Annotated in this window: 13 protein-coding genes; 2 read left to right on the plus strand and 11 right to left on the minus strand. The window is 33.5% G+C overall.

Going from position 1 to position 14100, the window contains the following annotated elements; translation table 11 throughout:
• Nucleotides 1-80: 80 nt before the first annotated feature.
• From EMN46_RS06590 to EMN46_RS06605, 4 genes are all read right to left on the minus strand, one after another.
• A complete protein-coding gene (locus EMN46_RS06590) occupies nucleotides 81-1448 on the minus strand; it encodes an OsmC family protein (RefSeq protein WP_154199988.1) in 1368 nt (455 codons plus the stop codon).
• Nucleotides 1449-1579: 131 nt separating this feature from the next.
• Nucleotides 1580-1972, minus strand: coding sequence for a hypothetical protein (locus tag EMN46_RS06595; protein WP_154199989.1), 393 nt, complete (start codon nucleotides 1970-1972; stop codon nucleotides 1580-1582).
• Nucleotides 1973-2191: 219 nt separating this feature from the next.
• Nucleotides 2192-3460 carry an OsmC family protein gene (locus EMN46_RS06600; protein WP_154199991.1) on the minus strand — a complete coding sequence of 423 codons (1269 nt, stop codon included), beginning with the start codon at nucleotides 3458-3460 and terminating at the stop codon, nucleotides 2192-2194.
• Between the two features lie 257 nt (nucleotides 3461-3717).
• Nucleotides 3718-4986, minus strand: a complete 1269-nt coding sequence (locus EMN46_RS06605) for an OsmC family protein (RefSeq protein WP_154199994.1) — start codon at nucleotides 4984-4986, stop codon at nucleotides 3718-3720.
• Nucleotides 4987-5385: 399 nt separating this feature from the next.
• Here EMN46_RS06605 and EMN46_RS06610 point away from each other — a divergent pair, with 399 nt between their 5' ends.
• The gene (locus EMN46_RS06610; protein WP_154199996.1) at nucleotides 5386-5835 is read left to right on the plus strand and encodes a transposase; all 450 of its coding nucleotides are present in this window, start codon (nucleotides 5386-5388) and stop codon (nucleotides 5833-5835) included.
• 267 nt (nucleotides 5836-6102) lie between these two features.
• On the opposite strand, the gene EMN46_RS06615 is transcribed toward EMN46_RS06610, so the two are convergent.
• From EMN46_RS06615 to EMN46_RS06640, 6 genes are all read right to left on the minus strand, one after another.
• Nucleotides 6103-6366 carry a DUF3861 domain-containing protein gene (locus EMN46_RS06615; RefSeq protein ID WP_154199998.1) on the minus strand — a complete coding sequence of 88 codons (264 nt, stop codon included), beginning with the start codon at nucleotides 6364-6366 and terminating at the stop codon, nucleotides 6103-6105.
• A gap of 39 nt (nucleotides 6367-6405) precedes the next feature.
• The gene (locus EMN46_RS06620; protein WP_195715203.1) at nucleotides 6406-8322 is read right to left on the minus strand and encodes an OsmC family protein; all 1917 of its coding nucleotides are present in this window, start codon (nucleotides 8320-8322) and stop codon (nucleotides 6406-6408) included.
• A 130-nt stretch (nucleotides 8323-8452) separates the two neighbouring features.
• Nucleotides 8453-9091, minus strand: coding sequence for an NAD(P)H-binding protein (locus tag EMN46_RS06625; RefSeq protein ID WP_154200002.1), 639 nt, complete (start codon nucleotides 9089-9091; stop codon nucleotides 8453-8455).
• Between the two features lie 218 nt (nucleotides 9092-9309).
• The gene (locus tag EMN46_RS06630; protein ID WP_154200004.1) at nucleotides 9310-10179 is read right to left on the minus strand and encodes a helix-turn-helix transcriptional regulator; all 870 of its coding nucleotides are present in this window, start codon (nucleotides 10177-10179) and stop codon (nucleotides 9310-9312) included.
• A 26-nt stretch (nucleotides 10180-10205) separates the two neighbouring features.
• Complete coding sequence (locus EMN46_RS06635; RefSeq protein ID WP_154200006.1) at nucleotides 10206-11141, minus strand: helix-turn-helix domain-containing protein; 936 nt, start codon at nucleotides 11139-11141, stop codon at nucleotides 10206-10208.
• A gap of 451 nt (nucleotides 11142-11592) precedes the next feature.
• Nucleotides 11593-12714 carry a hypothetical protein gene (locus tag EMN46_RS06640; RefSeq protein WP_154200008.1) on the minus strand — a complete coding sequence of 374 codons (1122 nt, stop codon included), beginning with the start codon at nucleotides 12712-12714 and terminating at the stop codon, nucleotides 11593-11595.
• 459 nt (nucleotides 12715-13173) lie between these two features.
• Between EMN46_RS06640 and EMN46_RS06645 the strand changes: the two genes are divergently transcribed.
• The gene (locus EMN46_RS06645) at nucleotides 13174-13536 is read left to right on the plus strand and encodes a hypothetical protein (protein ID WP_154200010.1); all 363 of its coding nucleotides are present in this window, start codon (nucleotides 13174-13176) and stop codon (nucleotides 13534-13536) included.
• 104 nt (nucleotides 13537-13640) lie between these two features.
• On the opposite strand, the gene EMN46_RS06650 is transcribed toward EMN46_RS06645, so the two are convergent.
• Nucleotides 13641-14099 (minus strand): ferritin family protein, encoded by a 459-nt coding sequence (locus EMN46_RS06650; RefSeq protein ID WP_154200012.1) that lies wholly within the window; start codon nucleotides 14097-14099, stop codon nucleotides 13641-13643.
• Nucleotide 14100: the final 1 nt, after the last annotated feature.

The following is a 14100-nucleotide window of genomic DNA, read 5'->3' on the forward strand; positions in this document are numbered from 1 at the left end:
AGCAAGAAACACCTAATGTGATTCTAAATTTCTTTACTCTTTTTATTTCAAATTCAATTTTAAACTGAACCTTTATAACATTAGTCTATCTCTTTTCCATTTAAGTAACAGTGAGTGTACATATCTGTAGCTCCCTTAAAAGCTTCACCTGCGAAACACATCGACAGAGATTGTTGGAAGAAACGGTTCAATCTTTCATCCGATTCATCCGATTCAATCATAATACTTGAATGAGCCACATCAGCAAAGCCAGCCATTTCAATAGAATTTACATTTTCCTCTCTATAATCAATTTGTTGCTCAACGCGAAAATCAGTAAAGTCCAAATCCAACATAGCACACACCAGTGTCATTTGTGATGTAAGGCATAATGCAGTTCCCGCTGTTACATATTCCAAAGATGTTGGAGCCATAGGAATTCCATCAGTTCCATTTATTTCGTCGGAATATACCTCCCAAGTTTCTGAGCCTGCACTATTAAAAGATACCGTAACTTTTTTTAGATAAGGTCTATCAGGATTTTCTGCCGATTCGGAGATGGCTAATATTTCAAACACCAAATTTGAGATATCATCCATTGACTGATCACCAATACCTTTAGCAACCTGTTCTATGTAGTTCGATTTTATTGCCCCATCAGTAATGTGACTTATTTTCAGTCCATCTACATAAGCTTCATCGGTAAGTGTTGTGCCAGGAGTCGCACGATAATTGTCCCAGTTTTTTCCATTCACAATTAAAGAGGGTTTAATTGTTGTGGCATTTCTCAAACCTTCTCCTGCAGTCCACGAGTTTAAAGCAATTTCTTTCAAGTTTTGGATTGCTTCTTCCGATTCACTGCTTTCGATAATGATGTTTGTATGAGTCTCATCTAAAAATCCTGCTCCCTTAGCCGACATCATATCATCCCAGTGAAATTTGTTCAAAACTTCCACTTTTACATTGTCTAGCTTAATATTTAGAACTTTAGCTGCTCGAATAATCTGTGTATGCAAATTAGCAGCAATTCCACTTGTTAGATAACTAAGAGGTGAAGGACCAAAACTATTCACACCTTCCTCGAAACCCTCATCAGCAATCAATTGCCAACCTAAGTAGCCATTGGTACCATTGGGCTGCACCATGGCTTTTTTAAGCATTTTTGATTTTCCATTACGTACCATTTCTGTGATTACAGTAACATTACTGTTGTAATCATCATCTGTTGTTTTGGCAACAACTGGCTTAAAAGAGGTCGTTTGTGGCGCTATTTTATTTCTACCAATAGTCTGATATTCTTGATAATTATCATAGTTCGCTCCGCTCTTCATCATAAACGACACCATGTTTCTTTGCTCACTTGGCATTCTAAACCAAATAATAGCGGCTATTGAGGCTATTACAAGTAAAATGGCTAATATGGATACTGTAATCTTAGATTTACGACTCCGGTTTTTCTTTGTATTCATTTTTATATTTTTTAAGATTTTTCTTGTTGAGTTCAATAATTTATTTCGAAACAAAACTATCGATTAAGCTTGTAGTTAGTAGGTAACTAATTCATGATAATCTGGTACTTTTCAACGAAATTGAGTGCTATTTATGAAATTTCTTTTTGTTGACTATTTTTATTTTGTTGGCTCCTTATTTTCAAAACAACACGCACAAGAATAAACACAGCTACAATGCTTAGTACAATTGTTCTTTCGGAGATGGAATAACCAGCTGTTTCGCCCACAAAACCAGAAGTCCATGCAGCTAATTCGTTAATAACAAATTTAAGGATATAGCGAACTGCAAAAATCAAGGCAATAAGCACAGGAATTAAACTGTACTTTAATACAGGATATTTATCTATTATAGGAAACCTATCTTTTAGTAAACTGAAAGGAGCTGTAAATTTATTTGTGAAATTCTTATAAATCCACAATAACAAAGCTTTTCCTCTATCCAATAGTGTTGTATAATTCATCTCTTGTATAATTTGGTTCATCTTTTAAACTCTTGAAATATTACATTACAAAGATGTGATGAAAACTAAGCTAAGTAAAGGTTAATAAAAGAGTAGGAATGGTAAATGTGTAACCCAATGTTAATTTGTACATAAAGAGAGCTTTTTTGTTTAAACTCAGTAAGCTTCTTTAAATAAAAAAACCTACCTGAGACGATAATCTCAAATAGGTCATTTTAATGATAAATATTTGTTGGAATACTATTTTACAAGCTTTCCATTCAAATAAATACTTGTTTCCATCTCAGTTTCTTGCACAATTCCCTCTCCAGCAAAACAACAACGAAGAGCTTGAACTGCAAACTGATTTGCTAATTCTTTATCTGCATCACTTTTAACCAAAATTCGAGTTACTACATCAGTCATTTCGCCTGTCATTGTAGGTGTCATAAAATTACTTTCTCTGTAATTAAACTGGTGCTCAACAGCGAAATCATCAATTTTAATCCCCTTTTTTGCGAAATACATCATGTTCGGAGTCAATTGACTCATCAAACAAAACGATGTTCCTAAGGTAAAATATTCTCTTGATGTAGGTGCTGCATTAATGCCTTCGTATCCACGACTATCGTCAGAATAAAGTTCCCAAGTTTCGTAGTGTGCGGTTAAAGATTTTGCTCTTAATTTGTGTAAATATGGACGCTTAGCATCGTGAGCCGATTCTGCAATACCCACTTCAGAGAATCTCATTTCTTTTGGAAAGTTGTTCATATCCATATCTAGGTCGGGCTTAACCTCAATTGTTTGTAATTTTAAAGCTGGAGTCGTATTGGTAATAGTACGACCATTATCAGTAGAAACTGGCGAAGGAATTTGTCCTGCTTGGGCTGCTTTTCCATCCCAATGTTCACCATTAATTATATTTGCTGCATCAATTCCAGTTTTGTTAGCCAAAGATTCGCCAATAGACCAAGCTCTAACTGCCATTTTCTTTAATTCTTTAATTTTTTCGGCTGGTTCATTACTTTTTACAACGATATTAGTAACCACTTTATCGGTATAACCCGACCAGTTATCGGTCATAATATCATCCCATCTAAAAAAGAATTCTGTTTCAACTTTTACATTTTCAACATTCAATCCCATTATTTGTATACTTCTTTCCACTTGGGTTAGTAAGTCTGAAGCAGCTCCTGCAGTAAAATAAGTTAACGGGTTTGGTGCACTTTGTGGATGACCAGCTTCGTCACTTGTCATTTGCCACGCACTTAAATTAACTTCTCCTACAGTTTTTACTACACCTTTTTTTAGAAAAGGTTTTTCTTGGTTCAAAATTCTTTTAGCAGAAGTCACAACATTTTCGTTAATAGCACCATTTACAGGTGTTGCTTTTGTAGGATAAAATGTTGTAGGTTGGTTAAAATTATCAACTCTTTTAACTACAGAATACTTCTCTTGAGCACTTACTCCTGTACTAATAAATAATGACATGAATAATGCTACAATACTTACATTTCTCTTTGTTTTCATCTTTGAGTATTTTAAATTAATATATTATTTTTATTCGTCTTAATAACTGTTGAAATATTACACTACAAAGATGTGGCAAAAACAAGGTTGTTAAAAGGTTAATAAAAGAGACTAAATGGTAAATGTGTAACCCAATGTTGATTTGTACATAAAGAGAGCAATTTTATTTAAACTCAGTAAGCTTCTTTAAATAAAAAAACCTACCTGAGACGATAATCTCAAATAGGTCTTTTTAATGATAAATATTTGTTGGAATACTATTTTATAAGCTTTCCATTCAAATAAATACTTGTCTCCATAGGAGTTTCGTTCACAATACCATCACCTGCAAAACAGCAACGTAACGACTGAACTGCAAACTGATTTGCCAATTCTTTAGCCGCAGCACTTTTAACAATAATTCGGGTTACCACATCTGTCATTTCACCTGTCATTGCTGGTGTCATAAAATTATTTTCGCGATAATTAAACTGGTGCTCAACTCCGAAATCATCAATTTTAACGCCTTTTTTAGCAAAATACTTGAAGTTAGCAGCAAGTTGACTCATTAGGCAAAAGGAAGTTCCTAAGGTAAAATATTCTCTTGATGTAGGTGCTGCATTTATGCCTTCATAACCACGACTATCATCAGAGTAAAGTTCCCAAGTTTCGTAGTGTGTGGTTAAAGATTTTGCTCTTAATTTATGCAAATATGGACGTTTAGCATCATGAGCCGATTCTGCAATTCCTACTTCTGAGAAAATCAAGTCATTTGAAAGATCATTCATATTTAAATTAGCGTCTTCTTTTACAACTATTGTCTCTAATTTTAAAGGAGCAGTTGTATTTGTAATTGTGCGACCATTATCGGTAGAAACCGGAGAAGAAATTTGTCCTGCCTGAGGAGCTTTTCCATCCCAATCATCACCATTAATTATATTCGCCTTGTCAATTGGAGTTTTGTTTTCTAAAGATTCACCAATTGCCCAAGCTCTAACAGCCATTTTCTTTAATTCTTTAATCTTTTCGACTGATTCATTACTTTTAATAACAATATTGGTAACCACTTTATCGGTATAACCCGACCAATCATCGGTCATAATATCACTCCATCTGTAGAAAAATTCTGTTTCTACTTTTACATCTTTAACGTCTAAACCCATTATTTGTATACTTCTTTCTACCTGAGTTAATAGGTCTGAAGCTGCTCCTGCCGTAAAATAAGTTAGAGGATTTGGTGCACTCTGAGGGTTACCCCCTTCGTCACTTGTCATTTGCCACGCGCTAAGCTTATCTTCGCCTACAGTTTTTACCACACCTTTTTTTAGGAAAGGCTTTTCATTATTCAAAATTATTTTTGCAGAAGTCACAACATTTTCATTAATAGCACCATTTACGGGTGTTGCTTTTGTAGGATAAAATGTTGTAGGTTGGTTAAAATTATCAACTCTTTTAACTACAGAATACTTCTCTTGAGCACTTACTCCTGTACTAATAAATAATGACATAAATAGTGCCACTAGGCTTACATTTCTCTTTGTTTTCATCTTTGAGTATTTTAAATTAATATGTTATTTTATTCGTCTTAATAACTGTTGAAATATTACATTACAAAGATGCGGTGAAAACACACCTAAGGAAAGGTTAATAAAAGAGAAGGAATGGTAAATGTGTAACCTAAGGTGATTTTTCGTATTGTATCCTGCTTAAAATGAGTATTGGCTAGGTGTATTTTTATGATGTTGAAGAAAGAGGGAAAGGTTTAAGATAAAAAAATGAATTAATCAAGGAAATGTCCTGAAAGGACTAAATATGAGTAACCGTGTGTGAAGCACATGGTATTACGATTGGTTTAATTTCAGCCCTGAAAGGGTTGAACAAAAACCAATGAAATCTGAAAAATTTAAATTAATTTAGAAAGCCTTAAACAAATAAAGATTAATTACATGTCAAGCTATCGCCAAATAATCTATCAAATTATTTTTCGTACCAAGCACAGTCAAAAAACATTAAGTTTAAAGGAAAATGAAAGACTTTTTAAATATATATGGGGTGGAATAAAAAACAAGAATTGCCATTTATACAGAATTAATGGAATGGAAGAGCATATTCATATTTTGACTGACCTACACCCGAGTATTGCTTTAGCAGATTTTGTTAGAGATATTAAAACCGCTTCATCTATTTGGCTTAAAGAGTCTGATTATTTCCCACATTTTATTGGCTGGGCAGATGGATATGCTGCACTAACTTATTCTTATTGGGACAAGAACAAACTAATTAGCTACGTTAAAAATCAGCAAGAACATCACAAAAAAGAAACGTTTGAAGAGGAATATCGAAGACTTTTAGAAGAACACAGTATTATAATTGATGAACGGTACTTCCTGAAATAGAAAGACCATGTTCAACCCCTTTCGGGGCTGTTTAGTCTCTGTTTTACCACCACTGGTTTTACCCGTGGTTATTCATGTTTAGTCCTTTCAGGACTTCTTTGGTGTTAGTTTTAAAATATTTAGCCAACTCTCATTTTTTTGATACAATCTATTTATAAAATAATCGATTAAAAGCCACAAACAAAACTTCACTGTGCATTATTCATCAGCTTAGTTTCACTTGTGGCTTTATTCCATTCAATAAGAGGAGAACCCAATTAAATGTAATTACCTCCCCTTTCCAGCTCCTTTTAATCCTTTCATAAAATCTTTAAAATGAGGCATCAAATTTTTGAATAAAGGATTCGATTTTTGCTTCATCATAACACTTGTAAATAGTTTTAATCCAAGGCCAAAGGCTTCCGCATCGTTCCCGAAATCGGGATGTGTTTTTAGTTTTTCAACAATCTCAAGAATATCTTCGTGACTTTCGGCTTCAAAAGCAAGTGTATTTTCCCCTGTAAGTTCTTCTACTGTTATTTTATATTTCATCGGCTAAAATTTAGATAAGAGACACCCAATAGCTTACTATTACTCAATAAGTTTTCCATTTTTATAGATACCAACTTCCGTTGGAGTTTCCATTGAAACAGCATCTCCAGCGAAACAAGTACCAAGTGCATGAATAGCATAATCGCTCATAACTTTCTCGCTGGCATTACTCTTTATCAGTATTCTTGTGATAACATTATCTACATGACCTGTCGCTGATGGAGTCATATAATTATCTACCTGATAGTTGAATTGGTGTTCTGCACGATAGTCATTGATTTCAATACCTTGATGTTTTAATACCTCTGACCAGCCAGTTAATTGACTCATCAGGCACAAACTAGTACCTGCAGTAAAATAATCGCCTGAAGTTGGAGCTTTATCTAGACCTTCATATCCACGACTATCATCGGCATAAATATCCCAAGCTGCATAATTTTCCTGGATAGCTTTGATTTTGATTTTATGCAAATAAGGTCTTTGAACATCATTGGCCGACTCAGAAATACTTACAACTTCGAAAATAAAAGGATTCGTAAATTTCTCCATGCTAACATCTGTTCCAAGCTTAAAACTTTCTGGTTTTGGATTGTTTCCCTTTGAGGTAATCATCAAATCGTTATCATACGATTCATCCCCTATAACTTTACCTAAGCTTGCAGATTCAGTTTCCCAAATTTTAGTATTGTATTCAAATTGCGCATCTACAGGAGTTGGATTTGATATACATTCACCAACAGCCCAAGCCTGAACCGCCATTTTTTTAAGCTCTGCAATTTTTTCTGCAGGTTCGTCACTTTCAATAAGAATATTGGCAACAAGTTTATCGGTATACCCAAGCCACTTAGGTGTGAAAGGGTCATCATATCTAAAAAACACTTTTGCTTCAACTTTTGCACTGGCAACATCTAAATCCATAACTTTTATAGCCTGTTCCACGCTTGTTAACAAACTGGAAGAGATACCAGCTACCATATAACTCAATGGGTTTGGTGCTGATTGCTCATAAGTATGGCCACCTTCGTCACATAAAAACTCCCATGGACTAAAGCCTTTTTCGCCTAAAGCTTGAACGCTAACTTTTTTTAGCATGATTGTTTCATCATTTAAAACTCTAGATGAAGCAGTCGTTACACTTTGAATATAAGCACCATTTACAGGTGTTGCTTTTGTTGGCTGAAACCCCGCTGGTCTTGGGCTCATATCTAATCTCGACATGACGCTATAATCAGCTGAATCTTCATTGTTCTGCGCATAAGATGTTCCTGTACCAAGCAAGAGTGCAAGTAACAAAGTCATCACACTCGCAGTATTTTTCGTTTTCATTTTTGTTTGTTTTTTAGTAAACATATTTTTATTGCTAAATAATTTTTCAAACCAAACCTGAACAATTGCAGCAGGAAACAGAACAAGAATTCCTAAGGCAATACCAAGCTCATTGCTAAATTTGCTGTCTTTCATTTTTTCACCTTTAAACCTACTAAGCATAGCATCTAATGAAATACCGTGAATATTGGCAGCCATAATAATTCTAATCATAGCCATAATATCAACTGCTTTATGCTCTCCATAATGATTTACAAAATTTTCATAGGTTTCCTTGTCAGGATTTCCGTCGGTATCCGCATAATGTTGAGCAAACAGCAGAGCTACAGATTCGTCCTTACCTCCTTCACCTAATTCTCCATTGAGCATCATATTTATTTCATCTTCGGAAGCTCCTGCGTCAATTGCATTCTTGGTATGTACATAATTGCAATATCTACAGCCATTTACTTGTGTTACGGCAAGCATAATTTTCTCGCTGAAAGCTTTACTAACATTGCCGTTTTTTCTTGCTTTTCGTAAATCCGAAAAGCTTGCAATTGCTATTTTTAAATGCTTATAGAAAGCTGATGGTGTAAATATTCTAGCTTTTAATTGGCTTTGTCGAGCTAAAGGTTCTTTTGTTTTCATAGCACATATAGTTTTATAAAAATTCGCAATAAGCATTTAATGCTTACTACTAAAGTTGGATATTTTTAAAAATTTGAGCGATAAGGTTCAAAACTTGTAAAACGAATAAATTGGATTTTAAGGATAGGTTCTATTTAGTACCTACCACTGGGGCCTTTTTAATCCACTTTTTACTGGTAATTTCGGCAAGCATAAAATCGCTTAACTGATTTACATCAACAGTATTTCCTATGAATTTATTTTCATTTGCAACAAATTCTCCGTCTACATTTTCTTTAATAAAGGGAGGACGTATATTTGTCCAATCCAGATTGCTTTGGTCAAGTAAATGAAGTTCTCTCTCTTTAATATTGATGGTTGATTTAGAGTCAATCATTAGCTTTACGCGCAAAATTTTGCGAGCCAAAGGTAAGTTCTCGTGTTCCTTTTTTACTCCTGCACTTGAGATGCTTATCCAACGGGTTTGTTTATTAGCTTGCATCTGTTTAATAATGAAAGCTAGAGAGTTTATGTAGTTATCCTCAGATGATAATTTTCGATTCTTTAGTGGTCCAATGGCTGAAAGGATTACTTCTGAACCTTCCAAGGCTTTTTGTAGTTTTTCTTTATCGAAATAGTTTCCTTCAATCACTTCTATTGCATGTGCAAAGTCATGCAACTCCTCAACATCTAAGGCTAAGACCTTAATCTTGAAATTTTTATCGATAGCTTTTTGCAAAATATTTTTGCCCACAAAGCCAGTTGCACCTAAAATTGTTATTTGTTTCATCTTTGAAATATTACAATACAAAGATGCAGGGAAAACAAACCGAGGGAAAGGTTAATAGTAGCAAATGGATGGTAAATGTGAAACCTATGAAAATTTAGGCGTGCTAATTCAATTTCGTATGCTAAATTAATTTTAGCATATCGAAGTAATACAACAGGTTTTAATCTGCCAGCCGACAGACAGAACGACGAAGCCAAAGCTTACAATTTAACTTTTTTCTAAGCTAAAGCATTACGAAATTCAACAGGTGTTAAGCTAGTGTGTTTCTTAAAATATTTAAGGAAGTTGGTTGGTTCATCGAAACCTAAGGTAAAGGCAATTTCTTTTACCGAAAGCGAAGTAGAAACCAACATTCTTTTGGCTTCAAGAACTACATAATTATCTATAAATGTTTTGGCTGTAGTTTGTACTATTTTTTTGCACACCTCGTTTAAATGTTTGTACGAAATTGCTATATCAGAAGCGTACGATTTTGCATCTCGTGTTTTTGAATAGTTTTGCTCAACCAGAAGTTTAAATTGCTGAAAATAGTCCATATATTTATTATCAACGGAAGTTGTTGCTAAACGAATGTTCTCATCGTTTAGTTTAAGAAGATACACGGTCAGCAAAGAAGCAACTATATTTGGAAGCGATGACGAATCACTTTTCAACTCCCTTTTTAACGTATTAAACAGGGTTTGATTATAATCTGGATTATTGATTTTTTCTTGTTTAAGAAAATAGTTATACAAATGGTTGATACGTGCAATGGTTGCTTGAGCTATATATTTCTGCATAAAAGATTCAGAAAACACCACCAAATATCCCTTGTAATCAACACCTTCTTCAAAAGCATGTATCTGTCCTTTCGAAATAACCATCACATCGCCCTTTCGGAGTGTATGAACCTTAAAATCAATAATATGATTTACTTCTCCATCTGTAATAATCAGTATGGCATAAAAATTTAAACGGTGTGGCAAATAAGGACTATGGTCTGAAGGATTCAAATCAACAGTTATTAACTTTTCCAGTGTATAAAATTGAAATCCCTTAATTTGTAATTCTTTGTATTTCCAAAAGCTTATTTCCGGAATGTGTTTCATAGTGCTTAATCTATTCTGGTAATATTTTATATGGTCTTTATTTTATATTTTTCTCTGATTGTCTTCCGATAGCTCAATGGACTTATTTCGGTTTCACGTTTGAAAAATCGACTAAAATAGGATGTGTCTTCAAAACTAAGAGCGTAACCAATTTCTGCTGTCGTTAAATCTGTATTGGCCAATCGCCTCTTTGCCTCAAAAATTATTTCTTGCCGAATCAATTGTCCAGGAGAATAACCAGTAATCGCCTTAACAGTATCTCTAAGATGAGTGGAACTTATTCCTATGAGATCAGCATATTCCTGTACATTGCGGACCTTAAGATAATTTTCAGAAACTAATTGTCTGAATTTACGAACCATTGTATTAGAGGGATCTAAAATATTTATTGGTTGCTCTTTAGCATAAATACGAAACAACTTTACCAATAAAATGTGCATATAAGCTCTAAGTACAGAAAGACTACTCTCTGATCTGTCAGAAAATTCTTGATTTATATTGGCTAATAATTCTTGGATTTTCGGTAACGTATTTTCATCAATACAAACTTGTGAAGCCTTACTTAAACCATTAAATACGACCAAATCATCTTCATGACTTAAATTTGTAGCCGGAGGAATAAGAAATTCTCGTGGAAACAGAATAATCTTACCCTTTAACGATTTTTCTAACCTCCAAAAATGGATCTGCCCCTTAGAAAGAAAATAAAAAGCAGGTGTCTTTATTTCGTATGATTCATAGTCAACAATATGTTTTCCTGAACCTTCTTCAACAAATAGAATTTCATAATAATCATGCCGATGTGGAATTTCAGTTTGAGACTCATCATCCATGATACCAAATCGAGTCATCGCAAATGGAAAGTGCGGATCAAGTGAAAGAACGGGACAACCATTCATCATATTTACTTTTTTGTAGGTATCCGTATAATGGTGAAATGGTAACTCTCCTTTATTATTCATAGTTAGTTATTTTCTTTCCAATCAATCAAATCTAATATAAAAAACTCAACTTTTAAAATTCATCAAAATTTGAAGTATAAGTTCTTTTATCACTCACTTTCTCTATACAAACAGAAAAAGTAGAGATTATGTATGGATTCAAGATTGATAGTTTAGATACAAACAGCCTACATATTGGGAAAGTTATCAACCAACGAATTTAAAATCGGAATTGAATTACATGCTGAAGGAAGTTGAATTTGATGTTTTTACAGATTTACTAGCAAACTTATAGAATATACTATTAACTCATAATTAGTTAATTAACATCGTTTCCCATTTTAAACAATGCATAGGAATTAGAATCCACTCACGAAAGTTTTTGGGATCGAAATCTACAGATTAGCAAAAACAAGAAATCATTAAAAAACCAATATTTAAGACCTATATACAAGAATAGTATTTGGAGAAACTAAAACATTTTTCGATAACAGCGTTTACGTTTGTGCTGAATGTGGTCGAATGACTTCCAAAGCTGAATGGCAACATGGTTATTTTCCAACATGCCTGTTGTTTCAGCAAATCTCAAGCCATCACTATTCGATGTTTCCAACAATTCACTCATCAATATAGATACATAACCTAGCTTTTGACATTCGTAATCGACACCAGTAAGCATTAAATCCATTTCAGTAGGATGTTTCAATGCTTTTCTTAAATACCACCATCCAAAAGGGAATAGTTTACCCTTAGCTTTCTGTAAAGCTTTCGATAATGAAGGCAAAGCAATTATAAATCCAACCAACTGATTCTCTTTATCCAAAACAATTTTAACATATCTAGGGTTAAGAATCGGGAAGTATTTACCAATATAAAATCTGATGAGATTTTCTGGTAGCTTAAATGTCCCAAACAAATCGGCAAAAGCATCATTAAATACCTTAAATATTTTCTCTTTATAAGGCTCAAGTTCTTTTTTTGTGGTAAAACTTACAGACTGTAAACCATATTTACGCTTAATTAATTGAGCAACTCGCTTTGCCTTTTCAGGAGGTGTTTCAGGCAAGCTAATTCTAAACTCCAACCAATCCATCTCCTTTTCATAAGCTAATCTTGTGAAATGTTTTTGATAGTAGGCAAAATGATAGTCAGAAGCCATTGAAGGAAGCCATTCTTGTCCTTCGATTAATACACCAGAATGATCCAAATTTGAAAAACCCAAAGGTCCACTAACCCCAATCATACCTTCAGTTTTCAACCACTTTTCGGCCACAGAAAAAAGCATTTCAGACACTTCGAATTGATCTACAAATTCCACACGAGTAATTCGTCCAATTTTTTCACCTTGTTTTTCAATAGCCAATGTGTTCACGATGGCACCAATACGACCTACGACTTTGCTATCCTGATATGCTATCCAAAATTTTGCTTTACAAAAGTCAAAGGCTGGATTTTTATCCTCCATCAACAATTCAAGTTCTCCTGATTTTAAAGGGGGAACCCAAAACTCGTTTCCTTTATACAATTTATACGGAAAGTCGACAAAAATTTTGCGATGGCTCTGATTCAGAACTTCTACAATTTGAATGGCCATAGTTGATCTTAAAAAATTTAATTAAAAATAGGGTTTTCTATACTAAAGAATCAAATAGAAGCACAAAATACGGAATTCATATCAATAAAACCCATCTATTTATAGAACTCTCCAAATTAAAATCACTTAAAACAGGCCCTAGTAAATATTTTTTTGGAATATACTGACTGATAATTATTCTAGTAAAAAGATAAAGTTTTTAAAAGCAGAATAAGTATTTTCATTGTTTTAAACACAAATCTCATTTCCACAAACCCAAGATCATTATTACGGGTTGGAAAATACTTCTTCATCTTAAAACTGTTTAATTAAACAAACAACCTAACACACTCATATTAAAGCTTATTAAACGCATCTAAGTCACATAAAAACAGTTCCATTAATACCATTACATAAACGTCAATTTTCAAAAACAGTTTATTTTGAGTATATTAGGGTCTTAAACTATTAAAATCATTTATGAAGGAAGACAACAAGAAGGAAATTACACAAAAATTAAGAATGAAAATTGGTTCTACCGCACTCTCAGATAACAAAGCCATAACATCGGTTACCAATATACAAAAAGGGAAAGATACAGAACGATCAATATTTTTGAACAAGTATGAAAATTGGGTAAACCAATACATCGATGTCGTTGAAAAAGAAAAATCGGATAAAAACAGTATGGCCAACAAACATCGTATTATGGATCTTTCGCATAAAGCCAAAGGTTGGCAAGAGAAGATTGCAATCTATTTAAATAACGATATTTTTAAGAAGCGTTACATTCAATTATCTATGCGTTTATCAGATAGTATGGGCAGTAAACTTAAAGCGTAAACATTTTAAGCTCAACAAGACAAAATTCTTTAAAATATAAAGATCATTAATTGATAAAAAAAAGCCCCGAAAGAATCGGGGCTTTTATTATGCAGAACAGAATTTTAATTTTCTGTCAGAATATTATCATCATACTCTACTTCGAATCTTAACTTATGCTTAGCCTCTTCTTGCGCTAAGTTTAAAAATAACTTCTTCTCAACTTCACCAGTCATTGCTGCAGCCAAATCGCTATATAATCTAAAAGCAGATTTTTCTTTCTTCATAGCAATGATTAAAGCTTCCTGATAAGTCATGTTTTCCTTGTCTTCGTCAACCTCGATTAAGTAATCCGCAATTTTCATATCGGCAACTTTTGCATCAGAAAAGTTATCTCGTTTACCATTCTTGATAGCTTCAAGTTTAGCTCGGTGTCCCATTTCTTCAAGAGCGTATTGCTCAAAAGTTTCTTTAATATGCTTGTGCTTCATTTTAGCTGCAAGAGCTGTATAAAATTCAGCTGCCAAAATTTCTTCATTAATGGCAAAATCAAGAATATCGTTTATTGATTTGAACTCTTTCATA

This window comes from Ancylomarina sp. 16SWW S1-10-2 (genome assembly GCF_009669305.1).
GTDB lineage: Bacteria > Bacteroidota > Bacteroidia > Bacteroidales > Marinifilaceae > Ancylomarina.

Coding starts and splice junctions, on each gene's coding strand:
- EMN46_RS06590 (WP_154199988.1), bottom strand. CDS start 1,448: ATGAATACAAAGAAAAACCGGAGTCGTAAATCTAAGATTACAGTATCC.
- EMN46_RS06595 (WP_154199989.1), bottom strand. CDS start 1,972: ATGAACCAAATTATACAAGAGATGAATTATACAACACTATTGGATAGA.
- EMN46_RS06600 (WP_154199991.1), bottom strand. CDS start 3,460: ATGAAAACAAAGAGAAATGTAAGTATTGTAGCATTATTCATGTCATTA.
- EMN46_RS06605 (WP_154199994.1), bottom strand. CDS start 4,986: ATGAAAACAAAGAGAAATGTAAGCCTAGTGGCACTATTTATGTCATTA.
- EMN46_RS06610 (WP_154199996.1), top strand. CDS start 5,386: ATGTCAAGCTATCGCCAAATAATCTATCAAATTATTTTTCGTACCAAG.
- EMN46_RS06615 (WP_154199998.1), bottom strand. CDS start 6,366: ATGAAATATAAAATAACAGTAGAAGAACTTACAGGGGAAAATACACTT.
- EMN46_RS06620 (WP_195715203.1), bottom strand. CDS start 8,322: ATGAAAACAAAAGAACCTTTAGCTCGACAAAGCCAATTAAAAGCTAGA.
- EMN46_RS06625 (WP_154200002.1), bottom strand. CDS start 9,091: ATGAAACAAATAACAATTTTAGGTGCAACTGGCTTTGTGGGCAAAAAT.
- EMN46_RS06630 (WP_154200004.1), bottom strand. CDS start 10,179: ATGAAACACATTCCGGAAATAAGCTTTTGGAAATACAAAGAATTACAA.
- EMN46_RS06635 (WP_154200006.1), bottom strand. CDS start 11,141: ATGAATAATAAAGGAGAGTTACCATTTCACCATTATACGGATACCTAC.
- EMN46_RS06640 (WP_154200008.1), bottom strand. CDS start 12,714: ATGGCCATTCAAATTGTAGAAGTTCTGAATCAGAGCCATCGCAAAATT.
- EMN46_RS06645 (WP_154200010.1), top strand. CDS start 13,174: ATGAAGGAAGACAACAAGAAGGAAATTACACAAAAATTAAGAATGAAA.
- EMN46_RS06650 (WP_154200012.1), bottom strand. CDS start 14,099: ATGAAAGAGTTCAAATCAATAAACGATATTCTTGATTTTGCCATTAAT.